The sequence below is a fragment of the Luteibacter aegosomatis genome, from assembly GCF_023078455.1.
Classification (GTDB): Bacteria; Pseudomonadota; Gammaproteobacteria; order Xanthomonadales; family Rhodanobacteraceae; genus Luteibacter; species Luteibacter aegosomatis.
Window position 1 is genome coordinate 1,917,996 of record NZ_CP095740.1, and the last position, 23,227, is coordinate 1,941,222.

At 61.9% G+C, this 23,227-nt stretch carries 22 protein-coding genes and 1 other RNA gene; 11 read left to right on the forward strand and 12 right to left on the reverse strand.

The window, feature by feature from the left end; genetic code table 11:
- Positions 1-636: 636 nt before the first annotated feature.
- From L2Y94_RS08905 to L2Y94_RS08925, 5 genes are all read right to left on the reverse strand, one after another.
- Positions 637-1,482, reverse strand: a complete 846-nt coding sequence (locus tag L2Y94_RS08905; RefSeq protein ID WP_247374438.1) for a hypothetical protein — start codon at positions 1,480-1,482, stop codon at positions 637-639.
- Positions 1,479-2,675: an aKG-HExxH-type peptide beta-hydroxylase gene (locus L2Y94_RS08910; RefSeq protein WP_247374441.1), complete on the reverse strand. Its 1,197-nt coding sequence runs from the start codon at positions 2,673-2,675 to the stop codon at positions 1,479-1,481. Before L2Y94_RS08910 ends, L2Y94_RS08905 begins: the two co-directional genes overlap by 4 nt.
- A 161-nt stretch (positions 2,676-2,836) precedes the next feature.
- Entirely contained in the window at positions 2,837-3,649 is an 813-nt protein-coding gene (locus tag L2Y94_RS08915) for a class I SAM-dependent methyltransferase (RefSeq protein ID WP_247374443.1), read from the reverse strand.
- 142 nt (positions 3,650-3,791) lie between these two features.
- Positions 3,792-3,965, reverse strand: a complete 174-nt coding sequence (locus L2Y94_RS08920; RefSeq protein WP_247374446.1) for a hypothetical protein — start codon at positions 3,963-3,965, stop codon at positions 3,792-3,794.
- A 275-nt stretch (positions 3,966-4,240) separates the two neighbouring features.
- Positions 4,241-6,415 (reverse strand): hypothetical protein, encoded by a 2,175-nt coding sequence (locus tag L2Y94_RS08925; RefSeq protein ID WP_247374447.1) that lies wholly within the window; start codon positions 6,413-6,415, stop codon positions 4,241-4,243.
- A 1,191-nt stretch (positions 6,416-7,606) separates the two neighbouring features.
- Here L2Y94_RS08925 and L2Y94_RS08930 point away from each other — a divergent pair.
- The 3 genes from L2Y94_RS08930 to L2Y94_RS08940 all read left to right on the forward strand — a co-directional run bounded on the left by L2Y94_RS08930 (position 7,607) and on the right by L2Y94_RS08940 (position 10,034).
- Positions 7,607-8,938 (forward strand): RHS repeat domain-containing protein, encoded by a 1,332-nt coding sequence (locus L2Y94_RS08930; RefSeq protein WP_247374450.1) that lies wholly within the window; start codon positions 7,607-7,609, stop codon positions 8,936-8,938.
- A 157-nt stretch (positions 8,939-9,095) separates the two neighbouring features.
- Complete coding sequence (locus tag L2Y94_RS08935; RefSeq protein ID WP_247374453.1) at positions 9,096-9,773, forward strand: hypothetical protein; 678 nt, start codon at positions 9,096-9,098, stop codon at positions 9,771-9,773.
- 42 nt (positions 9,774-9,815) lie between these two features.
- Positions 9,816-10,034: a hypothetical protein gene (locus L2Y94_RS08940; RefSeq protein ID WP_247374456.1), complete on the forward strand. Its 219-nt coding sequence runs from the start codon at positions 9,816-9,818 to the stop codon at positions 10,032-10,034.
- A 67-nt stretch (positions 10,035-10,101) separates the two neighbouring features.
- Here the strand turns inward: L2Y94_RS08940 and L2Y94_RS08945 are convergent, their stop codons facing one another.
- Complete coding sequence (locus L2Y94_RS08945) at positions 10,102-10,476, reverse strand: VOC family protein (RefSeq protein WP_247374458.1); 375 nt, start codon at positions 10,474-10,476, stop codon at positions 10,102-10,104.
- A gap of 108 nt (positions 10,477-10,584) precedes the next feature.
- Here L2Y94_RS08945 and L2Y94_RS08950 point away from each other — a divergent pair, with 108 nt between their 5' ends.
- A complete protein-coding gene (locus L2Y94_RS08950; protein ID WP_247374460.1) occupies positions 10,585-11,157 on the forward strand; it encodes a TetR/AcrR family transcriptional regulator in 573 nt (190 codons plus the stop codon).
- 134 nt (positions 11,158-11,291) lie between these two features.
- Here the strand turns inward: L2Y94_RS08950 and L2Y94_RS08955 are convergent, their stop codons facing one another.
- The 3 genes from L2Y94_RS08955 to smpB form a co-directional block, all read right to left on the reverse strand.
- On the reverse strand, positions 11,292-11,717 hold the full coding sequence (locus L2Y94_RS08955; RefSeq protein WP_247374461.1) for a hypothetical protein: 426 nt from the start codon (positions 11,715-11,717) through the stop codon (positions 11,292-11,294).
- A gap of 449 nt (positions 11,718-12,166) precedes the next feature.
- Positions 12,167-12,559: a transfer-messenger RNA gene (gene ssrA, locus L2Y94_RS08960) on the reverse strand.
- Between the two features lie 81 nt (positions 12,560-12,640).
- Positions 12,641-13,141 carry an SsrA-binding protein SmpB gene (gene smpB / locus L2Y94_RS08965; RefSeq protein ID WP_247374463.1) on the reverse strand — a complete coding sequence of 167 codons (501 nt, stop codon included), beginning with the start codon at positions 13,139-13,141 and terminating at the stop codon, positions 12,641-12,643.
- A 78-nt stretch (positions 13,142-13,219) separates the two neighbouring features.
- On the opposite strand from smpB, the gene L2Y94_RS08970 reads away from it, so the two are divergent.
- Positions 13,220-13,648: a type II toxin-antitoxin system RatA family toxin gene (locus tag L2Y94_RS08970; RefSeq protein WP_247374465.1), complete on the forward strand. Its 429-nt coding sequence runs from the start codon at positions 13,220-13,222 to the stop codon at positions 13,646-13,648.
- Positions 13,641-13,916 (forward strand): RnfH family protein, encoded by a 276-nt coding sequence (locus L2Y94_RS08975; protein WP_247374467.1) that lies wholly within the window; start codon positions 13,641-13,643, stop codon positions 13,914-13,916. The genes L2Y94_RS08970 and L2Y94_RS08975 overlap by 8 nt, the downstream gene beginning before the upstream one ends.
- A 64-nt stretch (positions 13,917-13,980) precedes the next feature.
- Here L2Y94_RS08975 and L2Y94_RS08980 read toward each other — a convergent pair whose 3' ends face one another.
- Positions 13,981-14,472 carry an outer membrane protein assembly factor BamE gene (locus tag L2Y94_RS08980; RefSeq protein WP_247374469.1) on the reverse strand — a complete coding sequence of 164 codons (492 nt, stop codon included), beginning with the start codon at positions 14,470-14,472 and terminating at the stop codon, positions 13,981-13,983.
- A gap of 79 nt (positions 14,473-14,551) precedes the next feature.
- On the opposite strand from L2Y94_RS08980, the gene fur reads away from it, so the two are divergent.
- Positions 14,552-14,968 (forward strand): ferric iron uptake transcriptional regulator, encoded by a 417-nt coding sequence (gene fur, locus L2Y94_RS08985; RefSeq protein WP_144913716.1) that lies wholly within the window; start codon positions 14,552-14,554, stop codon positions 14,966-14,968.
- A gap of 314 nt (positions 14,969-15,282) precedes the next feature.
- Here the strand turns inward: fur and L2Y94_RS08990 are convergent, their stop codons facing one another.
- Positions 15,283-16,902 (reverse strand): MASE1 domain-containing sensor histidine kinase, encoded by a 1,620-nt coding sequence (locus tag L2Y94_RS08990; RefSeq protein ID WP_247374470.1) that lies wholly within the window; start codon positions 16,900-16,902, stop codon positions 15,283-15,285.
- Positions 16,903-16,989: 87 nt separating this feature from the next.
- Here L2Y94_RS08990 and L2Y94_RS08995 point away from each other — a divergent pair, with 87 nt between their 5' ends.
- On the forward strand, positions 16,990-17,619 hold the full coding sequence (locus L2Y94_RS08995; protein ID WP_247374472.1) for a response regulator transcription factor: 630 nt from the start codon (positions 16,990-16,992) through the stop codon (positions 17,617-17,619).
- Between the two features lie 30 nt (positions 17,620-17,649).
- Here L2Y94_RS08995 and recN read toward each other — a convergent pair whose 3' ends face one another.
- A complete protein-coding gene (gene recN, locus L2Y94_RS09000; protein WP_247374475.1) occupies positions 17,650-19,320 on the reverse strand; it encodes a DNA repair protein RecN in 1,671 nt (556 codons plus the stop codon).
- 134 nt (positions 19,321-19,454) lie between these two features.
- Between recN and hrcA the strand changes: the two genes are divergently transcribed.
- The 3 genes from hrcA (at position 19,455) to dnaK (ending at position 23,188) form a co-directional block, all read left to right on the forward strand.
- The gene (gene hrcA, locus L2Y94_RS09005) at positions 19,455-20,513 is read left to right on the forward strand and encodes a heat-inducible transcriptional repressor HrcA (protein ID WP_247374477.1); all 1,059 of its coding nucleotides are present in this window, start codon (positions 19,455-19,457) and stop codon (positions 20,511-20,513) included.
- A gap of 85 nt (positions 20,514-20,598) precedes the next feature.
- Complete coding sequence (gene grpE / locus L2Y94_RS09010; protein ID WP_247374480.1) at positions 20,599-21,129, forward strand: nucleotide exchange factor GrpE; 531 nt, start codon at positions 20,599-20,601, stop codon at positions 21,127-21,129.
- A 133-nt stretch (positions 21,130-21,262) separates the two neighbouring features.
- Positions 21,263-23,188 carry a molecular chaperone DnaK gene (dnaK, locus tag L2Y94_RS09015; protein ID WP_247374483.1) on the forward strand — a complete coding sequence of 642 codons (1,926 nt, stop codon included), beginning with the start codon at positions 21,263-21,265 and terminating at the stop codon, positions 23,186-23,188.
- Positions 23,189-23,227 lie beyond the last annotated feature (39 nt).

The following is a 23,227-nucleotide window of genomic DNA, read 5'->3' on the forward strand; positions in this document are numbered from 1 at the left end:
CTCCGTACCTCACAACACCGCGGTAGATTGGCGCCGCGTGTCGAACTGGATAACGCGGCTGTTTTCCTGACGATGGGTCTCGTCGAGATGGCCGCTGGAGTGCGTTTAATACCCGCCCATGAGCCGATGCTGCCGTTCAGCCAGTCGTGCTTTGAACGTTTTCCTACTTAATTTTGCGCGTAACGGAGTAAGAACGCGGATAACGGCAGGTTTTAGCAGCGAAGAGGATGAAGTTTGCGTAAGCAAGACCTCGCCCTTCAGGAAGAGATGGAAATTTCGCTCAGGACGGGGAGGGTTGATCTCCCGAATGACAGGCGTTACGCGCATCATCAGGGTCGGACTTCGAATCTGCCTCAAGCGGGATGAGTGCCACCGTCTCGTCAAAAAGGCGATCGAGAGCAGCGTATTCACACGGCGCATGCGACAAATGAACAACTAACGACTCGGCGAGAACCCGGCGGTTATCGTGGGTGATCATGCACCTGTGTGCCCGCAGCCAAAAATCGATAAACCGCTGGACCGGATCGGGCAGGGATGCAAACGGGGGAAGCTCCGAACGAAGATCCTTTTTCGTTATTTGCATACAAGTTCATCCAACGGTTATTCGACAACACGAAAGACGGAAGTCTTCGTCCTTCATACCAAACATTCTCTCTCGTGAGCAAGTCCAGCGTGTGCAAGAAATTGCGAGCGAAAGCTAGGGAGCTTCCAGGCGTTGACCAGGAAAGGGGAGTAGGCGTGGAATGAAAGCCTGCCGCCGTTCCAGAATGCGAGCAACTCGCCTGCCTTTGCACAAAACGCCTTTTTTGCGGCCGTGACCAACGTGTCTGCCGCGCGACGAAGTGCATCATCGCTCTCCACATCCTTTCCCGCGAGAGTGAACGGATAGTCGCCGACGAAATATATCTGTATCGCGGCGCCTACCGGGCGCTCCACGAAAAACTTGTCCCAAATCAGTTCGTCATCCGAAATCAGGCGTTCTTCGCGCCAATCGAAGACCGACCACACGGATTTCTGCATTGGATCGGCGAGACCCGACAAATCCGGCATGCTCAGGCCCGATGCCGTTGCGTACTTTGGAGTCTGTATGGCCGCATCGAGGTCACGCATACGCTGCCATTGCAAGTCAAGGGGTAGATTGGACCGGGAGATGCCCTGAAGGCCAGAATCAAACATAAGGCATTCGCTGCCGGAAAGCAGATCGTCGATCAGAGCGAAGAACCATTGTCTGTGGATGCCCGCCTCTTCGAGCCGACTTCCGATGAGCGTGCCACTCAATGAGAAGGTTCTATTGATGACGGCTCCCCCAAGTCGACGCGAGAAGATGCTGGCTTCCGCGTGCCTGACGGGCACGGGCCATGTGGAAAGGACCAATCCGGGATTGAGTTCGTCAACATGGAATACATCGACTCCCAGGTTCCGGAGGTCGAGGGCGACGGGATCCTTAGGATCACTGTAAATGACGGCCAGATTTTTCCTCATGCGGCGGACTCCTGCGGCTCTCCGGCGCCAGAAGTGGCGAGTTCCCGGGCGGTGCTGTAGAAGCGAAACATCCGTCGGTGAATTTCATCGACGAGGTAAGAGGTGTGCGGCGGAATAGCCGTTGGCGTGGCCAGTCGAGTCGATGGAAGATGACGAACCGTAAATCCCGAGGCGATGTAAAGGAGCCTAGAGTCGAGGTCCGCATGCTCATGGGCAAACACATGCCCTCTCAGGCGAACCATGAACTCGTGGCACGCGAGGTATACGCACATGGCATGGACGATTGAATGGCTCGCGATGGGGCGGCCCGACCATTGGGAGACTGGACGATATGATACATCCGAAGAACAGAAGTCGCCGTATACATCCTCATATCCCGCAAGAAAGGAATGAACGGCCTCATGGATGAGGCCCTCGGCGAGCGAGAGAATGCTTTTCTCGGGAAGTTGCGGGTTGCCGAAACCAATGGTGTAAATATACTTCGGCATGTGTTCGGAGCTAAGAATGAACGCTGTAGAGGTGCCGTCCTCGCCATGAGAACGAACCGATTTTCGAACGAAGATCCGCTTCACCCAGGTCCTGATCATGTGTCCGTACATGGGGGTTATCTCGTCGACCAGCGCGAGCGCCCTGCCAAATTTTTCGACGACTACATCCCTGTCTTTTTGCGTCATCGGGATGTAGCGCTGGCCGAACACCGAGCTGCTCTCATCGACCAGGCGAGAAAGAGGGCTTCCGAAGTCCACGGTAATGCACCCTCCCACCATGGGTTGGGAGACGGTGTTACCGGTTTCGTCGATATATCGGTCGCCCATGGGGCTCCATACCGGGTTCTCTCGGGCGACCCCGCTCTGAGTAGCAAGAATTAATGATTCCCTCACCACCAAATCCAAAAATTCGGCGGCCAGTTGTTCCGGCGAGCGCACCGACTTGCGGTACCACCTCTGGATAAATGCTCCGAGTTCCGCACTTGTGAGCAGGCGGATCTGTCCTTCAGGACCGAGTTCGCCGTACAACGACAGGGGCATTTCTATCAGACTCGACTCAACTTCTCGCGCGGCAAGAACGTAAATCAACTTGTTTCGCGTCTCCGTGAGCCGCTTTTCCGCGATAGAGTCGTGAAAAATGATCGTTGTCGAGTTGTGTAAAAAGAAATCGACTAGCGAATTCATTGCTTCTTTCTGGGAGAACATGGTTATCTCCTTAGTTGGCGGGCGGAATATAAACGGACGCCTTGGTTCTATTGTCGTTCGACATGTTCGTCCCCTTCGCACGCGCAAGCCATTTGGTACGCGTTGTTCCGTGTTCCATGGAATGTAAAAAAGGAGATATGGTGAAACTTGAGGTGCATAGCTTAGTGCAAGAAGAATCCTGACGCGCGAAGATCGCGTGGCAAAGCCTTGATCCAAGCCGTGCTGTTTTGCTTGCGATGCTCACTCTCGATCATGGGCATGTAGGAGAAGTAACTCGTGGACGAAAGCCGTCTAATTCTCGAGTGTTGTTCCTCGCCGAGACCCAAGTCGGAGAAGCTCGTTAGGGAGCCGCTGTTGAGCTCAGCTAAGACCCGCTGTATCAGCTCATGCGTCGGAATATGCGTGGGTGCCGAGTCGACGAATACTGAACCACTATCGGAGAGAAGGGGTAAGAGGTAACCCAGGAGGCGGACGACATTGCCAGGAGAGTGGTCGTAGTCGGCGAAGACCATATCGACGGGCCCTTGGCCTTCGATTGCGCCAGAGCCCGCTGACAGGGCTCGGACGTCTATGTCGCAAAGTCGAAATTCAATTTCATTGTCAACCCCGGCGCGCCGCCACACCTCTTCGAGGAACCGGGCATAGTCCTTTGTCTCGGACGTCGCCGGCCAGGACACCTCCTGCAGGAGGCTCGCGGCAGCATTCCTGATCCCTTCGAATTGACTACCGTTGTCGTATGTGTATACCCGTCCTATCCCGTTTTCTTTGACTGCGGATGCCAGCCACGCAGTGGTCACGCCGAGACCTGTGCCCAGTTCAAGCACGGTGCGGGGTCTTTCCCGGCGTATGAGCGAGTGGAAGAGCGTGGCGAGGTACTCACCTCCGTAGATGGGGCCAAGTTTCCGCCTGAGATCTTCGAGTGCGTTTTTTGGGTCTCGCAGCGATGCTGAATACTCCGGGGTAAGCATGGTCATGTTCCTTTGCTTCGCCGAGCCGCTTTGCATCGGCCGGCACGCGATCAAGACGCGTCAAGCGCGTTTCGTTGGAAAGCGCGGCGCACAACGGCCGGTGGCGTTGTCGGGAGTGGGCGGCGAACAAGTCGCCGCCCACCGGTTATCACGCGTCGAATTCTCCCTTGGACGCGTACTGAGAGACGGGTGCGGCAGCCAGGCTGTCGTACTTGCCTACGCAATAGGTGTAGTCCACCGTCTCGTCGTGGGCCGAATCCATCTGGCCGTGTGCGGCCGCGACGTCTGCCGCGGAGATGGAGGTTTCCGTGGAGGTGTTCACGGAATGACCGTTGTTGGGGGCAGCGACTGGGCTCGCAGAGGCGGCCGTACCGAGGGCGAGCAGCAGAGGGGCCATAGCGGTAACTGCCAGGGCCGACTTCGGCTTGGTTTCGTTCGACATTGGGATCTCCTTTGTGCTGAGGGCCGTGCGAGGATCTCGCACGGGTTGTTCCGTGGTTCACGGAATGGGAAAAGGCCGGGTGGAACTATTTAGTCGTCTTGAATCGCGGCCAGTTCAGCGAGGGCCGGGGCGGACGCCTGGCAAATGATTTCGGACTAGGCATATGCGTGCTCACTCGGGGGATTCGCTTCTTGAGCCTCGAGCGATCTTAAGAAGGTATCGGTGCGAAATGTTGTAGACAGTACGGGATTAAATGAATAAAAAAGCACCTCCGACTGATCACCGATATACATCCTTATCTCGCCGACTTCGCTCTTGAACGAGGTGCGGCAGGCGGCAATGATTCTCCCCATCTCCGCTTCGACCGCATCGCCCATCAACGGCGTCGGCGTCGTGCATCGTCCAGAGCCGCTATATTGAACGATCAACGGTGTGCCGGCCGGAACGTCTACGACGAAGGCATTTGGTCCGTTGACGGATTGCAACCGAAAGTCCGTCGGCCAGCGATCAAGCGCTCGGCTGTCGACCCGTACGGGGTCGCGGAAATCCCTGGCATTTATCGCTGTTTCGCCGACGCCGAACTTGAAATCCGGCGTGCGTATTCCACGTTTTCTCAGCAACAGCCATTGGAGGTTCAGCGGAAGACGACTGCGGGATACGCCGTCGGGACCGGGATCGTGGATGAGTCGGCCCGCACGGTGGAGTACGGGCAGCAGGTCGACATGCACCCACGCTACGTCGACTTTCCGCTCGGTACATCGACTTTCCGTCCTTGTGCCGTCCAGTTTGAACAGACGATTTAGAACAACCCGGCCTTGGACGTCTGCGGCGAGTGCACGCAGGAGGTGCTTTGAGAGACCTGAAGTCGTGGCTGGCCCGGACGCTTCGATGAGGTCGTCAATATGGATGTACCTCATATCTTCTGGCGCTTCCCGACGGAGATCTAAAACGACGGGGTCGACGGCGTCGCTATAGAGCACCACGATCCCGGGCTGCTCGTCGCCCTGGAGCCTATCTCCGACGCCCTTGCCGTGGCGCTCGATCACATCAGCCTTCATCGCTGCCAGAGCAGTACACACGTCTTGGCGCGGTGGATCTTCCAGGCCGAGTTGATCTTCCAGGACGGGCGCTACGTGAAAGCCCATGGCAAATCGTTCGCGAAGCGAAGCGAGGGAAGGGTCATTGCGTTGTGGTGACGGACCCGATGCCTGAAACCTCGTAAACATCTGGTAGCAGGCGTAGTAAATGAAGGCGGCGTGTACCAGTGAGGTATTTGGAATCTGGTTGCCGGTCCAGGGGGATACCGCACGGTACAGAGGCGAATTGGCGCAGAAGCTTCCATTGGTGTCTTCCCAGCACGCGAGGAAGTTGTGCATGGCCTCATGCAGGATGCGTTCGGCGCAAACCGCTGGGGTCCATGCAGTTGTATGGACGTCTGCGAATCGTATGATTCCCGGTGCGCTTGTCGCATGCTCTGAAGCGATTCCGCCAGGCTGCGGTTCTGATGATTCTCTGGTGAATCGGATTACGATACGGGCGACGAAGGTGCGAATCATGGTTCCCCACGCGGGAAACGCTTCCGAAACGGATTGGAGAGCTTGATCAAGCTTCGAAACGACCGTCTGTCGCTCAATCTCGCTGCCGACACGGGCGGGCCTGCTAAGGACTCCACTTGTGGCGACCGAAGCAACAGCCATGGGGCTGTCGAAGTCGATGGTGATGCAGCCGCCTATGACATTGCCGGGAACGTGCGCCCAGGCGCCGCACTCCAGGGAAAGGTGGCCGTTTCCATGTGGCAACCAGAGTTTGTCGTGATGGCCGATTGTCTCCGGGAAGCTTGGTGCTCTCCCGGCCGCAAGATCTTGGGTAGAGAGAAGGGCTTGCAGTTCGCGGTTCGCTTTGGCGAGCTGATTCAACGGCGTATCAACCGACGCTGCTTGCCAGATGTTGAAGAAGTCCGCCGATATGAGAACCGCTGACTGCTCGGCAGCAGACAGTCTTCCATACGAAGCCAGTAGGCCGGAGACGTCGAGATGTACGTGCTCCATTTTCGCGAGCAGCCGCGTGAACCGACGTCGCATGGCCGTCAGCCTGCCATGAAGAGTGCGGATAAGCAGCTCGGTGCCGTGGACATCGCCGCGAAAGAAATTCACCAACTCGAGTGCCGAGTTCCCCATCTCCTGCTCCCGTTTCTTGCCGTCGCGCGGATGGAAAATGTGTCGCCGCTTGCTTGTCAGTGCTTTCGCGGCAAGGTGCAAATTGTTGATTGACCGTAGTAGCTCGGGATCGGCAGGAAAAGTCGGGGTAATCCGATAGAGTATGTAGGTCACGTCCTACGAAAAATCGGAAGCGAAAAGTTCCGATTTCGATTCATGTATCGCATGTTTATGCGATTGCGAGATCGGGACCCGTCAGGATGTCGGCCGTATCATTCCTCTGTTGGTTGCGTCGGCTTCTTACTCGACAAAGCTCTCGACCTGTTTGGTGCGAAACCCTGACCGACACGGCCCGAACGCGCCTCGCGAGCCTCGTGCTGCGTGCGGCGCAGCCTCGATCGCTGGGTCGTCAGCCACACGTTGCCCGGTTCGATGAGCGTTCGGCCAGTACGAAGCGCTTGTTGATGCCCGCGCTCGGTTGACTGCCTATGCTCGGACGAGGGCAGGGAGGGGCACACGCACCGCGTCGATGTCGCGAAATCAACGTGTATAGAACAGACATCGAGGCATTGAAGGTTGGGTTCGAGGCCGCCGCTCCAGCCGACGAATCGCCAAGTAAATCGCAAATAGCTTGCTGACGCCAAAAGTTCCTAGCACAGTGGATCGCCCCTGTTGATAAGCATCCCCTGCGCGCACGACACCTCAAGTTGGACGGCGGAAGGGTGCACACGGGTTTCCGCCAATGTCCCGACATCGAGCGCCGTTTGAAGAAACCCGGAGCCGATCGAGGTGTTTTCTCGATACTAAGGTTGAGCTTCGGCTCGTCATTAAGCTTAGTAATGGCGACCGCTGCGCGCGGCGACAGGTCTTTGTAGATCGTTCGGCGGCAAGTGGATCGAGCAAGCGGTCCATGTCCTCTGCGCCGATCTCCGCCAGGAGCTCGTCGCCGACGATGCCGATGAAGATGCGTATGATAAACGCCGTGTCGAGTCATCGCCTTCCGCCACCGCTTCTGGTTGAACTACTCAAGCGGAGTCGAACCTTTGCTCCCAGCATCAGCCCATCGGCGGGCGGGTGCGGACGAACGGGTGATCGGGTGGAATGGATCGCGGTAGCCAAACCACGTCCATGGTGTTCTCATGGTCTTCCGCGGTGCTGGTGACGATCACCCAACTGCTGCCTCGTCGTTCTTCGATCTTGTAGCGTGCGTTATCTATTCACTGGCCCGGGGCGTCGGTCATCCGCAATCGGACGCGTCGTCCATGCGTCCCATTTTCCGCGCAATCAAGGGCTGGCTGCCTTGATGGTGCGGTGCGGCCCGGTCTACGAGTTGCTTCGCCGGCATCGTGGTATTTTGTCGGCCCCATGCCCGGTGAGCACGGTTTCTCTGACGCGATTGTCGACGCGGTGAATGCGGGAGTCGATCTCCGGAGCAAGGCCATCGAGGCCTGCATTTTGCCAATTCAAGCTCAGGCCATTGTCGACCACCTCTTTCCTCGCACCCATCCCGGCAAGGGGATCGCCGTCGCGCTCTCCGTTGAGGACGCGCAGGGGCACCTCGCGTCGCCGGTTCGCTTGGCCGTCGCACTGCGGATGAGCATTGGGTCGGCCGAGGTGAGTCTCCGCCAGGTCAGGGCGTTCTTGACTGAGCCGGTGGCGCGTGCAGAGATCGGTGCATCCATCGATCCGCGAGGGGCGCTCGAGTTCCTCGAACGTCTTGGAGAAATGGCGAGGCTGCAAGGGGCGGATGAGGTTCAAGACCCGATCGAGTTGGCCGTGGCGATGGCGCGATTGACCGAAACGCCGGCATTTGTCGCGCGCGCGTCGGCGCGTGGCATGCTGACACCCAATCTGGGCCAGACGACGGAAGAGGTGATCGGCGCGGTAATGCACGTCGCTGGTAAAGACCGTGAAGCGGTGGCAGCCAGGGCGATTGTCGAAGCCTCCGGAACTTTGACGCTCGGCATGCGCTTGGTGGCGATGAACTATTTCCCGGAGGCCGAGAACGTGCGCGCGGGGCTGGCGCTGGATTCAGCTGACCAGGCTCGATTGTGCGATGCCATCGGCCAGCATGTCATCGCGTCTCCGCGCTCGGAATCGCTATGGGGATGCTTCGACCCGTCGACGATCCTGCGATCCCTGACGTTCGTTGCGCGTGAGGCGTGCCCCGCGGTTTACGACGCGATTGCGGGATCTGCGTCTCGATTGGACCAGTTTGCGTGCGCACTGCTTTGGCATAGCGTCAGTTCGGAGAAGGGCATGGATTCGATCAAGAAGAGGTGCGGCTCGTTTTCGGCGAAAGCGGCTGCGGCTATGGGAGCCATCCTGGAATCGCAGGCCGCACCTGAGTGCAGTCGTCGTTTGGGGAGAGCCCTTGGCTGGGTGGTCTTCATGCTCATTGGATTCGCCGGGTTAACCCATGCGTCTGAGACGGCCACGTATTACTACACCGACCAGCAAGGCACCGTGCTGGCGACGGCCGATTCCGCGGGCAGCATCCTCACCACCGCCGACTACCGGCCTTATGGTGCAGTCGCCCGAGGTGCACCGGAGGAAGGGCCGGGGTACACGGGGCACGTCGACGATACGGATACTGGCGTGGTCTACATGCAGGCGAGGTATTACGACCCCGCTGTAGGCCGCTTTCTTAGTGTTGATTGGGGATGTCCCTGGCGCCGCGAACGTGATTGGCTTTAACCGATTCGCATATGCGGCGAATAATCCAGTTGGTAATACCGACTCCAATGGACGCTGTGTCGATGGCCTGGCCTGCGACACCATGGCTCGATCGTTTGCCATGCATCCTGACGCAGCTCGACCACCGGCGCCTATCGCCGTAGTGGGTGCAGCCATCATGGCAGCGCCCACCGTGGTGCTGGCCGGAGCCGCGATTCTTCCGGAAGCGGCACCCGCTGCCACGATGACAAGCGAACAAGCGGCTGACGTGGCAGTTGCATCGGCGCGTCAAGCAGCTATTGGTGCTCAATCGGCCGGCGAAGATTTTGGAGGCGTGTCCTACCTGCCGAGTTGTGTCGCAATACCTTCGAGTGAAGACGGTTTCTCCCCGATAGGCGAACTCACAATGACATCATGCTCCGACATCGATACAGTCGAAAAAATTGTATCTCTCGTGGATAAAAAACTTCAGGCGCTAGAGGTGCCGATAGATGTCAGCTCACTTCCTACCCTCGCGTGTGATCTCTGCGAAGTACTGGGTACAGGTCTGTCCGCAACCCAAATCGAAGCTCTCCGAGCTGCCCGTCTTTTCCTTGAGCAAGGAATTAAAGAGGGTGCGGACTTATACGTCGCTGAGTTATCGAATCGTGTTGGAAAGCGGTACCCACCTGATACCGAAAGAACCTTGGTTGCCAAAGAGCGGCTCCTGTGGATTGCATTGAATCGAGTTACGCCGTTTTCCGATTACGCGCTTGATTTCACGCTCGGTGTCGCGGAGGAGGCAGGACTAAAACCCGTGGATATGGTCCCGGCAGTGCATAAAATGCTCGCAAAGATGTTGAGTGAGGAGTCGTGAAAAGTTCTCCGAAACGTTTCACCCGACTTAATGCGGATTGGTGTGCCCAAGGAAGTTGATCCAGCCATCTTGATGTATTCTTTCTCTAATTCTTATGCCGTCCGTGGACAAGAACAAATCATGATTGAAGCTAACGGCGGTGCAAGACGATCGGGCGAACCATCCGGCAACGAAATCAATGGCATAAGTTCAACAAACCCAAAGCTGCAGCAGTACATCGATGCTGCGCGACTTGAGTTCGGACGACGTCAGCGCTGGTGACTAGCAGTAGTGGAGATGCAGGCAGAAGGAAGGCGTACGCTAGGCTAGACGGTGGCCTGTTGCTGGATTAGGGCGACGCGATAGGCGTGAAAAAATTAACCGGATTACCGTCGGGGTCTCGGAACAGCATCGAGCGATTGCCCCAAGGCATGTCCTTCGGTTCTTGCAACCACTCCGTTATGAGGGCATCGACACGTACTCGCTCGGCGTCGACACTCTCGACTTCGAATTCCAGGATCGCCGATCTATTTGCGCGGGCGAACCACTCTCCGCCGTACGCAAAGGTGGCAGCCCTGCGGCTGGCGATCGCCAGGATCGCGCCACTTGGACGTAATTCGACATAACTGTCGTCGCCCTTGGCGGGAACTCCGAGGAGCTTCTCGTAAAAGACGGCCAAGCCTGGGACGTCTTCGGTGATAAGACGCGTGTAAGCAAACTTCACGACGAGACCTCCGGGTTGCGGGGTAGGGGTTAGAAAACGATACTGAACAGTGGCGCTATTATGATACGATACGGTATCGTAGTGTAAATATCAACAGGGGAGGTCGCGGTGAGTCAGGTTGTGGACAAGCGAGTGGAGCGTTCGAAAGCGGCCGTTCTGGCAGAGGTCTACCGACAGCTGACCCAAACCGGAATCAGTGGTGTGAGCATTGACGAAGTGTCCCGCGTCTCCGGCGTAGCGAAAACGACAATCTATCGCCACTGGCCGTCGCGCTCGGCTTTGTTGATCGACGCTTGTTCCAGGCTGGGGAGTGGCCATCCACCGCCCGATACGGGAACCTTGCGCACCGACCTGCATGCTTTAGCCACGGGCCTTGCGGATCAACTTCAGACCTCCACATGGGCGTCGGTTTATCCTTCGATCATTGATGCGACCGAACGTGACTCGGAAATCGCCGCCCTGCAGGCCGAGCTGCATAATGCGTTCATGGCGCCGTTTCGCGCTGTCATCGCACAGGCCAAGGACAGGGGTGAAATACAACCGAATCAGCCCGACGCCGATCTGGTTGCATCGGTAGTTGGCCCGTTGTTCTATCGCCGTTGGTTTTCCAAAGAAGTGATTGATGAGCGCTTCATCAAGTCCATCGTCGATGCTGCAGTCAACGCCAATCTCAGCCAATAACGTCGGCCGAGTCGTAGGTTGCCAGTCAGCAGCCTGACCGCGCTGCTCCCGGACTTTTTCACACGAACTTGCAGCATCTTTGTACGGGTCGCGCTGTCGCGGATCCATAAGGCGCCTTCACCACGAAAGGTCACTCATCGTCGGCGTGAGACAGCATAGCGAATCGCTTGAAGGTATCCGTGGGTAGCTTCTCCGTGGGTCGCCGCGCAAGATGATCTCGTCGACGCGCAGGCTTTTGTCGGGCAGCCGCTTGCGCTGTTCAGCGCTTGGTTGCGTTTCGGGGGCAGGTGCGCGATGGCATCGGGGAAGGCGTCCATCTCCGGGACGCCTACTTCGGCAAGCGGTTTGTCCCCAACCACGCCGACCAAGACCTTCAGGGTGTGCCCGGTGTCAAGTACATTGCTCGCCGCGCGCCGCTTCTGCCCGAATTGCTTCAAGAACAGCTCAACTCCCGCGCTCAACAGCAGGGTCGGCTTCGTCGGCGCGATCGGTATGGCAGGGGCGACCAGCACAGAGGGCGCGGCCGGCACAGAGGGCGCGGCCGGTGCCAGGCGCTGCATGGCCGCCATGCCTCCATCGCCCGGGCATGATCCTCCGCACCGACGGCCGAAATGGACAGGCCTCCGCCTGGCGTGTGCGCCACGGTGTAATGGCGCAAGCTGCCGGCTTCGTGCGCGTCGAGCACATCCTTGATGAGTTTCTTCGTGTCCATCGGCTGCCCCCTGGCTGCAGCGAACGCTCGGCCCGAAGCATACGCGAGCTGAGCGGCCGCCAGGCGCGCTGCATCCCCGCGCTGACCCAGGGCTCGGACGATGTATTGCGCACTCCAATGGACTTGCAGAACGCCCGGAACCAGATAGCGTGCATAGACGCCGCTCGACAGGGTTTGCAGGAACGCTTTCGGCATACCAGTACCTCAAACCGTACCTTTGAAGGGACCGATCAGCGAGGTTTCCAGCACCCAGAAAGCAAAACGGATCAACAAGTTAATGTTGATCCGTTGCTGAAGTGGTGGAGGTGGCGGGAGTCGAACCCGCGTCCGAAGGCGTTTAATCCCCAGCTCTACATGCTTAGCTCACCGTTGGATCTCGTCCGCCGACAGCACGGCGTGCTAAGCGCATCGTCGGACATGTCTGATTGATCTGGCGTCAGACCCACAGACGGAGGGTCTTTCGGCGGTCTCATGATAGTGACCCTACACCGGCGAGCATGAGCACAAGACCGGTTCGGGGGTTTGGCCTTTTTTAGGGGCCGGACAGCTTAGGCGGCGAGAGCCACCGAGTTGTCACCGTAGTAGTTGTCATTGGCAACTATGAGTTTTGCCGCTGGTTTAACGAGGAAAGCTGCCCCCTCGGCATGCACCAGTAGATCGCACTACCCCCGTCGAAACCAAAACACCCCCGGGGAAAACGTAATGTGACTACCTGTCACAGTATATGGGCCGGGGACGGCGCTCACAATGGGCGCCGCCCGGCCGTTCAGGTCAGCCCAGGCGGTTGTGCGAACGCATCACGCGCTGCTTGTCGATGGCCCACTCGCGTTCCTTGTCGGTATTTCGCTTGTCGTGCTCCTGCTTGCCCTTGGCCACGCCGATTTCGCACTTCACCTTGTTGTTCTTCCAGTAGAGGGCGGTGGGCACCAGGGTGTAGCCCTTGCGCTCCACGGCGCCGATCAGCCGGTCGATCTCCTCGCGGTGGAGCAGCAGCTTGCGGGTGCGCCGCTCGTTGGCCACCACGTGCGTCGAGGCGCTCATGAGCGGAGGAATCTGCGCGCCCACGAGGAAGACCTCGCCATGCTCGATGATGGCGTAGCAGCCCTCGCCGAAATTGATCCGGCCGGCGCGCAGCGCCTTCAGCTCCCAGCCCTGCAGGGCCATGCCAGCCTCGTAGCGCTGGTCGATGTGGTATTCGTGGCGGGCGCGCTTGTTCAGCGCGATCGTGCCGCCACGTTCCTTTTCGGTGTCCTTTGCTTTCGCTTTTGCCATGTCCGTTAAAATCGGTCGATCGGATCCCTGATACAAGGCCGGCGGGTCCGTTGGCCGGCTAAGAAGACGAGGTATATCGTGATTGAAATCCGCCGCAGTGCGATCGTGCCTTTCACGCCCGCGCAGATGTTCGACCTCGTGAATGACGTTGAAGCATACCCAAAGCGCTTCGGCTGGTGTGCGGCCGCGACCGTCACCGAGCGGAACGACGATGTGCTGGTGGCCCGGCTCGATCTCAAGTTCGCCGGCATGACCCAGCACTTCACCACCCGCAACACCATGCAGCGCCCCGAGCGCCTCACCATGAAGTTCGTGGAGGGGCCGCTCCGCTCGCTCGATGGGGTGTTTACCTTCCAGGCCCTGGGCGACGTCGGCTGCAAGATCGCGCTGGAACTGGATTTCGACTATGCCGGCCTTGGCGGTTCGGTGCTCAAGATGGGTTTTCAGCAATTGGCCAATCGCATGGTCGATGACTTCTGCGACGAGGCGCGACGCCAGTATGGCTGAGTTGGGCGTCGAGGTGGCTTATGCCGGGCCGGAAGGGCAGGCGGTGGTGGCCTTGCGCGTACCTGCCGGATGTACCGCGTGGGCGGCCGTGGAACTGGCCTTGCCCCTCCTGCCTGTCGGCGTCGTGCCCGACCCGGGGCGGTTGGGCGTCTTCGCGAGGAAGGTGGCGGCCGACCGGGTGCTCGAAGAGGGCGATCGGGTGGAGATCTACCGAAGCCTCACCCTGGATCCGATGGAGGCGCGGAGGCGACGGGCCATCGGTGGCTGACCGGAGCGGTGGGCGCTCGTCTCGCCGAGGCGAGCGGCTCCGCACCGTCCGGTAGCGCGGCGACTTACTTCTTGTCGTCCGGCGAGTTCTTGTCGGACGAGCCGCTCACGCCGATGTTGATGCCGCCGTCGTCCTTCTTGTCGTCGGCGCTGGTGTTCTTGTCGCCCTTGGAGTCGCCGTTGAGCTGGTCGGAGTCGTTCTTGTACTTCTTGGAGTCCTTCAGCAGCTGCTGGGCGTCCTGCGCGAAGAAGTCACCGTCGCTGCGCACCAGCACGTCGTTGTTGAACGTGAGGGTGAGCGTGCGGGTAGTCATGGGCTTGCCACGGTGGGAGAACGTGGAAACGTAGTCCCAGCGGTCGCCGTCGAAGGGCGAGATCACCGAGGGGGTACCCAGGAGCACGAGGACCTGACGCTTGGTCATGCCGGGCTGGAGCTGGTCGACGTTTTTCTTGTCGAGCAGGTTGCCCTGCTGCACGTCGGGGGTATAGACGATGCCGCAGCCTGCGATGGCGGTCGCCATCAGGGCCATACCCAGCGTGCGGATGAGCTTTTGCATGCGTAGTAACGTCCGGTTCGTGAAGCCTGCGATGATACACTAAGCGCCCGATGGCACCGCGATAGGGGTCTATAAAGACATGGACCAGGAAACCAAAGAGCTCCGCAAGGCGGGCCTCAAAGTCACGCATCCGCGCATGCGGATCCTGCAGGTCTTCGAGGAGGCGGACGAACGCCACCTCACGGCCGAAGACATCTACAAGCGCCTGCTTGCGCACCAGGAGGACATCGGGCTCGCCACGGTGTACCGGGTGCTCACCCAGTTCGAAGCCGCCGGCATCGTGATGAAGCACAACTTCGAGGGCGGCCAGGCCGTCTACGAGCTCGACCGCGGCAAGCACCACGACCACATGATCGACATCGACAGCGGAAAGGTCATCGAGTTCATCAGCGAGGAGATCGAGCGCCTCCAGCACGAGATCGCCGAGCGGCATGGGTACGTCATCGAGGACCACAGCCTGGTTCTCTATGTGCGTCCCAAGAAGAAAGGTCGCTAATCGATTGAGATAGAAAGAGAAAAGGCCCTTCGGGGCCTTTTTTTCGTGGCGAGGGGCGGGGGCCGGACGCGACCTTCGGCTTTTCCTTTCCCCATAAAAAAAGCCGCCGGTGGACTCCTGTCCACCAGCGGCTTGTCCGGCGAATCCGTGGTTCGTGAATCGCGAGTTGCTCGCTGGAATCACGGCGTTCCACGTTCCGTCGGCGAGGCGACATCCTGTCACCTCATCAGGTCGATCGTCCCCACGACCGACCCGGGCTCGCCGTCTCTCGACGGCGGCTCCCCCACATCGATAATGGGATCGTAACGAACCGTTCACTGTCCCGGTATTGGAAAATTTCCTATGTGGGATCCGACACTTGTGCTGCGCAGCAACACGCGCAGGTGAAGCCCCACGGGCTCCGGGCGGATTCTGAACAGGCCGCCGAGGGCGGTGATCCGGTCGCTCATGCCCTGCAGGCCCCGGCCGCCGCCGTCGGTGCGCACGGGGCGGGGCGTTGACGGCAAGCCTGCGCCGTCGTCACGAATGTCGAGGATGGCCACGGGGCCGCTGTCGCGCAGCCCGATGCGCAGCCGCAACCTGAGCTCGTGGGCTCCGGAATGGCGCACCACGTTGGTGGCGCTCTCCTGTACGACGCGGTAGATCGCGGTCAGGGTGTCGTCGTCGAGCAGCCGAGGCTCGCCGCGCAGATCGGTGACGTAGCGGATGCCCGCAGCCGTGAGCATGTCTCGGATGGGACCCTCGTCCAATGCGCGAAGCAGGCCGAATTCGTCGAGCACGGAAGGTCGCAGGCTGTCGAGCATGCGGTGCAGCGCCCGTCGCATGTGGCCGAGGATGCCGTTGATCGAGCGGCCGATGTCTTCCAGCCCCGCGTCGCCCAGGCGGTTCTGGGCCAGCTTCAGATGGGTCTGGATGGCGGTGAGGTTCTGGCCCAGTTCGTCGTGAAGCTCGGCGGCCATGTGCCGGCGCAGGTTTTCCTCGGCCTGCAGGTTGCCTCGGGCCGCGTCGCGAAGCTGGCGGGCGAGCTGGTCCAGCCGCTGGTTGGCGGCGGCGAGGTGGGTGTTCTGCTGGGCCACACGCTCGCTGCTGCGGCGCAGGGCGTCGGTGGCGGCCCCCAGCATCAGCGTGCCGGTGCCGGCCACGGCGAGGAACAGATGGGCGGCGGCCGAGGCGGTGCCGCGACCGATCATGTCCTCGGTCACGTTGAGGCCCACGCTGGTGATGAGCAGCACCAGCCCCGCACCGCGCCAACCGTGGCGAAACGCGAAGAAGAGTACCGGTGCCAGCGAGAGCACGCGTGCGAACTGGGGCTGGGGCGAGTACTCGGCCAGGGTGACGAGGATGGCGAGCGAAGGCAGCATCACCAGCAGGCCGTCGAGCATCAGTTCGGCGAGGGCGCCACGGGTGGGGCGCTCGCGGAAGACCAGGATCAGCGTCGGGACCACGAGCAGCACGCCCAGGTAGTTGCCGAGGAGGTCGCTGCCGAAGGTGGTGCCGAGCATCTCCACCGGCGCGGCGGGATGCAGCGAGGCCATCATCGCCGCGTTGCCGGCGGTGGCCACGGTGGCGGTGACCATGGCCGACAGCAGCAGCCGGGCCACGTCTTCCGGGGTGTTGAGGCTCGCGTGCAGGTGCGCTCGTCGCAGGAGCCAGAGGCAAGCGGCGACCATCAGGGGTTCGGGCATGTCGCCCAGCACGAAGCCCGCGCCGCCGATGGGCAGGCCGCTGCGCCATTCGCAGAACGCGCTGGCGGCGATCTCGGCGCCGAGCACCCAGGTCCAGTCGCGCGTGCGCAACAGCAGCAACGCGCCGAAGCGCAGGCCGAAGGGGAGTACCCAATAGGGTTGTTCCGTCGGCCACAACATGATCCAGGCCAGTGCATAGCCGATGGCGATCAGGGGGCCGGCGAAGCGGGAAAGTACGCGTAGTCGCATGCCGGGATGTTACACGCGGGGGACACCTTTCCGGCCCCTGGCTTTTGTCCATGCGCACGCGTGCGGTTTGCCTGTTACATTCTCGTCATGCCTAGAATCGTCTTAGTAGATGACCACGCCATCGTTCGCGAAGGGTTCAAGCGACTCATCGAGTTGGAGCCCGATCTCGACGTGGTGGCCGAAGCACGCAACGCCGACGAGGCCGTCGACGCGGTGACCCAGCAACGCCCCGACCTGGTGGCGGTGGATCTTTCGCTGCCGGACGGCAGCGGCCTGCCCTTGATCGAGCATCTGGCGAGCATTGCGCCGGACATGCGCATCGTGGTGCTGAGCATGCACGACGGCGAGCCTTACGTATCGGAGGCCCTGCGAAGGGGAGCGCGGGGGTACGTCACCAAGGGCGTGGCCCCCGAGGAACTGGTGGCTGCCGTGCGTGCTGTGCTTTCGGGTGAGCAGTACCTGAGTTCGGACCTGCGTGAGCGCCGCTCGTCTCGGCCGTCCACCGAGCTCGATCCGATCAGTCGCCTGACGGCGCGCGAGCGAGAGGTGTTCCTGTTGCTGGCGGCGGGGCGTGCGCCCAAGCAGGTGGCGGCCGAGTTGGGGATCGGGCAGAAGACGATCTATATCCATCGCGCGGCGGTGATGAACAAGCTCAATGCAGGGTCGGAGCTTGATCTTTATCGGATGGCGCAGGAACGCGGCCTGATCCGGGCCTGAGGTAGGTCCATTCGCGGACTCTGTCCGCGATCAGCCCTGTGCGCGGTCCAGCATCTTCTTCGCGTGCGCCCGGGTTTCCTTGGTGATTTCCACGCCGCCCAGCATGCGCGACAGCTCGTCGCGACGGCCGTTGGCATCCAGCGTCTGGATGCGCGTGCGGGTCGCCTCGCCGTCGCTTTCCTTGGATACGCGAAGATGGGCATGGCCCTGGGCCGCCACCTGGGGGAGATGGGTGACGCACATCACCTGCACCTTGTCGCCGAGGGCGCGCAACTTCTGGCCCACCACTTCGGCCACGGCGCCGCCGATGCCGGTGTCCACCTCGTCGAAGATCATGCAGCCGATGTTGTCGTTGCCCAGCGTCGCCACTTCGATGGCAAGGCTGATGCGCGCCAGTTCGCCACCGGAGGCCACCTTGCGCAGGGGGCGGGGCGGTTGGCCGGGATTGGCGCTCACCAGCAATTCGCAACGCTCGCGGCCCTGCGGATCGGGTTCGTCGCCCTCGGCCGGTTCGAGCGATACCTCCAGGCGTCCCCCGGCCATGCCGAGTTCGCCCATGAGGCCCGCCACGGTGGTGCCGAGGCGCTGGGCGGCTTCGATGCGGGCTTTCGAAAGTTCGGCGGCGGCGGCGTCGTAGTCGACGTGCAGACGGTCGCGCTCTCGCCCCAGGCGCTCCAGGGCGTCGCCGGCGCCTTCGAGTTCGGTCAGGCGCTCGCGAACCTCGTCGGCCTTGGCCGAAAGCTCCTCGATGGGCAGGCGGTAGCGTCGCGAAAGGTCGTGCAGATGGGTGAGATGGGTGTCCACTTCGGCCAGGCGCTCGGGGTCGAGTTCGACATCCTGTGCGTAACGGCCCAGGCCGTCCACGGCTTCGCCCACCTGGATCTGCGCGCTGTCGAGCAGCTCGAGCGTGGGCGCCAGCGTGGCGTCGAGCTCGGCCAGCCGCGACAACTCGGCGTGCGCGCGAAGCAGGGCGCGGCCGATGGCGAATTCGCTTTCGCCGTCGAGGAGTTCCACCACGCCGTTGGCGCCTTCGGCCAGGCGGCCGGCGTTGGCGAGGCGGCGATGCTGGGTCTCCAGTTCTTCCAACGCGGCGGGCGCGAGCGCCCAACGATCGAGTTCGTCCAGCTCGTGGCGGAGGAGGTCGATCTGGTGGTCGCGATCGTCGCCGCCGGACAGCGTACGGATGCGATTGACCGCCTCGCGCCAGGCGCGGGCGAGGTCGCGCACGCGGGCGACGCGGTCTTCGTTGCCGGCATAGGCGTCGAGCAGGGTCATCTGGTGCTGGCGCGAGAGCAGGGCCTGGTGCTCGTGCTGGCCGTGGATCTCGACGATGAGCGCCGCCAGCGCCGACATCTGCGCCACGCTGGCCGGCCGGCCGTTGATCCAGCCGCGCGTGCCGCCCTCGGCGCGGATCACGCGGCGCAGCTGGCAGGTGTCGCCGTCGTCGAGCTCCTCCTGGCGCAACCAGCCGGCCGCCTCGGGCAGGCCGGTGAGGTCGAATTCGGCGGCCAGCTCGGCGCGGTCGCTGCCGGCGCGCACCATGCCGCTGTCGGCGCGTGCACCGGCCAGCAGCATCAGGGCATCGACCAGGAGGGACTTGCCCGCGCCGGTTTCGCCGCTGACCACGGTCAGCCCTGGACCGAAGGCGATCTCGGCTTCTTCGACGACGGCGAACTGACGGACGTAGAGCGAGGTGAGCATGGGCACCGGGCGGGGGATGGAATCGCGCCGATTGTAGCCGGAGGCGCGTCGCAGAAGCCGAGACTTGCAAGCTGACGGTCCAGACCTTATTGATAGCGCGACGTTCAGACCCCTTCCGGCCCCTTCCAACGCGCATGAATCCGTTTTCCGGTCACGACATCGATGCTCGCGCGCGACGGCTGCTGCGGACCCTGATCTCCCAATACCTCTCCGACGGCGAGCCGGTCGGCTCGCGCACGCTGGCGAAGTCGTCGGGCCTGGAAGTGAGCCCGGCCACCATCCGCAACATCATGGCCGACCTCGAAGAGGCCGGCCTGGTGGCGTCGCCGCATACCTCGGCCGGCCGCATCCCCACGCCACGTGGCCTGCGCCTGTTCGTCGACAGCCTGCTCGAGCTCAAGCCCCTGCCGCGCGACGACATGGCCCGCCTGCAGGGCGGCCTGCCGCCTCACCAGACCACCACGCGCGACCTGCTGGGCAACGTCTCGAACCTGCTCTCGGCCATGACCCGCTTCGCCGGCGTGGTCACCGTCCCGCGCCAGGGCGATTTTCCCCTGCGCCATATCGATTTCGTGAGCCTGCCCGACGCCCGCGTGCTCGTGGTGCTGGTGTTTTCCGACAACCAGGTGCAGAACCGCGTGGTCCAGCTGGCCCGGCCCGTCGAGGCAGGCGAGCTGGAGCGCACCGCCAACTACCTCAACGCCCATTTCACGGGGTTTCGCCTGGCCGACATCCGCGCCCACCTGGCGGCGGAGTTGCGCGCGGCGGGCGGTGAGCTGAACCGCCAGCTCTCCGGCGTGGTGGAGCTGGCCACGGCCTCGTTCGGTGCCGACGACGCCGACGACGTGCTCGTGAGCGGGCAGACCAATCTCATGGGGTACTCGGAGCTGGCCGACATCGACCGCCTTCGGGACCTCTTCGACGCCTTCCAGCAGAAGCGCGAGCTGCTGCAGCTGATGGAAATGTGCGTCAAGGCGCCCGGCGTGCGCCTGTTCATCGGCGAGGAATCGGGCTTTTCGGCCCTCGACGGTTGCAGCGTCGTGACCGCCACCTACGGCACCAACGGCCGCATGCTGGGCGCCATCGGCGTCATCGGGCCCACCCGGATGGCCTACGAGCGCGTGATCCCGGTGGTGCAGGCCACCGCCGGACTGCTCAGCGACGCCTTGAATCGCGCCGCGGCGACCTCATAAACCGCCCCGGGAGGCGGGTTTACTATTTCCCGCGAATGTTCGGCCCTCCTCGGGGAGGGCCGGTGAGCTGACATTTGGAGTAGACATGCAAAACAACGATCCCCACGCGCCGGGCCAGGCCGCTGAAGGCCCGGACGACGGCGTGAATGCCGACCTCGAGGCCTTGACCGCCCGCCTGGGCGCCCTTGAGACCGAGCTGTCCCAGGCGCGCGAGACCGTGCTGCGCGAACGGGCGGAGATCGAAAACCAGCGCCGCCGCCTTCAGCGCGACCTCGACCAGGCCCGCCGTTTCGCCAACGAGAAGCTCCTGGGCGAGTTGCTGCCGGTCTACGACGGCATCGCGCTGGGCCTGGCCAACGAGAACGCCGACGCGAAGACGCTGCGCGAGGGCCTGGAGCTCACGCTCAAGCAGTTGGAGAAGGTCACACAGGCCAATGGCCTTACCGTGGTCGATCCGCTGCACCAGCCGTTCAACCCCGATCACCACCAGGCGATCAGCGCGGTCGAGTCCAACGAGCATGCACCCAACACCGTCGTGGCCGTGGTCCAGAAGGGCTTCGTGCTGAACGACCGTCTGCTGCGTCCGGCGCTCGTCGCCGTGGTGCGCGACAACTGATCGAACGAGGCGCCCGACGTCGCCCCAGGCGCGTCGAGGCGATCTCACAAGGCATTGAATCGATGGGGCGAAGCCCCACTTTCATCACAGCAGCGGCCGCGGGGGCCGCATTGATATTCGGAGCAACTTGAACATGGCCAAGATCATCGGCATCGACCTCGGTACCACCAACAGCTGCGTGGCAGTGATGGAAGGTACGACCGCTCGCGTCATCGAGAACGCCGAGGGCGATCGCACCACGCCGTCCATCGTCGCGTTCACCAAGGACAACGAAGTCCTCGTCGGTGCGCCGGCCAAGCGCCAGGCCGTCACCAACGCCAAGAACACCTTCTACGCGGTGAAGCGCCTCATCGGCCGCAAGTTCACCGACGCCGAGGTGCAGAAGGACATCAAGCTCGTTCCCTACGGCATCGTCGCGCATGACAACGGCGACGCCTGGGTGCAGACGGCCGACGGCAAGAAGATGGCGCCGCAGGAGATCTCCTCCAAGGTGCTGATGAAGATGAAGAAGACCGCCGAAGACTTCCTCGGCGAGTCGGTGACCGAAGCGGTCATCACCGTGCCGGCCTACTTCAACGACAGCCAGCGCCAGGCCACCAAGGACGCCGGCAAGATCGCCGGCCTCGACGTCAAGCGCATCATCAACGAGCCCACCGCGGCCGCGCTGGCGTACGGCCTCGACAAGAGCTCCACGGCGGACCGCAAGATCGCCGTGTACGACCTCGGCGGCGGCACGTTCGACGTGTCCATCATCGAGATCGCCAACGTCGACGGCGAGAAGCAGTTCGAGGTGCTCGCCACCAACGGCAACACCTTCCTGGGCGGCGAAGACTTCGACAACCGCGTCATCGATTACCTGGTGGAGGAGTTCAAGAAGGAGCAGGGCATCGACCTGCGCCAGGACCAGCTCGCCCTGCAGCGCCTGAAGGACGCCGCCGAGCGCGCGAAGATCGAGCTCTCCTCGTCGCACCAGACCGACGTCAACCTGCCGTACGTCACTGCCGACGCCTCGGGCCCGAAGCACCTGAACATCAAGCTCACCCGCGCCAAGCTCGAGTCGCTGGTGGAAGACCTGGTCAAGGGCACCATCGAGCCGTGCCGTACCGCGCTCAACGACGCCGGCCTTCGCGTATCCGACATCCACGAGGTCATCCTCGTCGGTGGCCAGACCCGCATGCCCAAGGTGCAGGAAGCGGTGAAGGACTTCTTCGGCAAGGAAGCGCGCAAGGACGTCAACCCGGATGAAGCCGTGGCCGTCGGTGCCGCCATCCAGGGTGGCGTGCTGGGCGGTTCGGTGAAGGACGTCCTCCTGCTCGACGTCACCCCGCTGTCGCTCGGCATCGAGACGATGGGCGGCGTGATGACCAAGCTCATCGAGAAGAACACCACGGTGCCGACCAAGGCGTCGCAGGTGTTCTCCACCGCCGACGACAACCAGACGGCCGTCACCGTGCACGTGCTGCAGGGCGAGCGTGAGCGCGCCAACGCCAACAAGTCGCTGGGCAAGTTCGACCTTCAGGGCATCCGCCCGGCGCCGCGCGGCACGCCGCAGATCGAGGTCACCTTCGATATCGACGCCAACGGCATCCTGCACGTCTCGGCGAAGGACAAGGACACCGGCAAGGAACAGAAGATCGAGATCAAGGCCGGTTCGGGCCTGTCCGATGAAGAAATCCAGCGCATGGTGGCCGATGCCGAAGCCAATCGCGAGGAAGACAAGAAGTTCCACGAGCTCGTGCAGGTGCGCAACAAGGCCGACCAGCTCGTCCACGGCACCCGCAGCCAGCTGAAGGAGCACGGCGGCAAGATCCCGGCCGAGCAGCTGGCCAACATCGACGCCGCGGTGTCGGAACTGGAAAAGGTCAAGGACGGCGACGACAAGATGGCCATCGAGTCCAAGATCGCCAACCTGGAGCAGGTGGCCCAGGCGCTCTACGCGGCGGCGCAGAACGGTGGCGCTTCGGATACCGCGCAGCAGTCGGCACCGGGCGGCGGTTCGGCCCAGCCCGACGACGTGGTCGATGCGGAGTTCACCGAAGTCAAGGACGACAAGAAGTAATCGTCCTAGCGAGCGCGGATAGCGTGGATGGATGTCCAC

Coding starts and splice junctions, on each gene's coding strand:
- L2Y94_RS08905 (WP_247374438.1), bottom strand. CDS start 1,482: ATGAGGAAAAATCTGGCCGTCATTTACAGTGATCCTAAGGATCCCGTC.
- L2Y94_RS08910 (WP_247374441.1), bottom strand. CDS start 2,675: ATGTTCTCCCAGAAAGAAGCAATGAATTCGCTAGTCGATTTCTTTTTA.
- L2Y94_RS08915 (WP_247374443.1), bottom strand. CDS start 3,649: ATGACCATGCTTACCCCGGAGTATTCAGCATCGCTGCGAGACCCAAAA.
- L2Y94_RS08930 (WP_247374450.1), top strand. CDS start 7,607: ATGCCCGGTGAGCACGGTTTCTCTGACGCGATTGTCGACGCGGTGAAT.
- L2Y94_RS08935 (WP_247374453.1), top strand. CDS start 9,096: ATGGCAGCGCCCACCGTGGTGCTGGCCGGAGCCGCGATTCTTCCGGAA.
- L2Y94_RS08955 (WP_247374461.1), bottom strand. CDS start 11,717: ATGCAGCGCCTGGCACCGGCCGCGCCCTCTGTGCCGGCCGCGCCCTCT.
- smpB (WP_247374463.1), bottom strand. CDS start 13,141: ATGGCAAAAGCGAAAGCAAAGGACACCGAAAAGGAACGTGGCGGCACG.
- L2Y94_RS08975 (WP_247374467.1), top strand. CDS start 13,641: ATGGCTGAGTTGGGCGTCGAGGTGGCTTATGCCGGGCCGGAAGGGCAG.
- L2Y94_RS08980 (WP_247374469.1), bottom strand. CDS start 14,472: ATGCAAAAGCTCATCCGCACGCTGGGTATGGCCCTGATGGCGACCGCC.
- fur (WP_144913716.1), top strand. CDS start 14,552: ATGGACCAGGAAACCAAAGAGCTCCGCAAGGCGGGCCTCAAAGTCACG.
- L2Y94_RS08990 (WP_247374470.1), bottom strand. CDS start 16,902: ATGCGACTACGCGTACTTTCCCGCTTCGCCGGCCCCCTGATCGCCATC.
- L2Y94_RS08995 (WP_247374472.1), top strand. CDS start 16,990: ATGCCTAGAATCGTCTTAGTAGATGACCACGCCATCGTTCGCGAAGGG.
- recN (WP_247374475.1), bottom strand. CDS start 19,320: ATGCTCACCTCGCTCTACGTCCGTCAGTTCGCCGTCGTCGAAGAAGCC.
- hrcA (WP_247374477.1), top strand. CDS start 19,455: ATGAATCCGTTTTCCGGTCACGACATCGATGCTCGCGCGCGACGGCTG.
- grpE (WP_247374480.1), top strand. CDS start 20,599: ATGCAAAACAACGATCCCCACGCGCCGGGCCAGGCCGCTGAAGGCCCG.
- dnaK (WP_247374483.1), top strand. CDS start 21,263: ATGGCCAAGATCATCGGCATCGACCTCGGTACCACCAACAGCTGCGTG.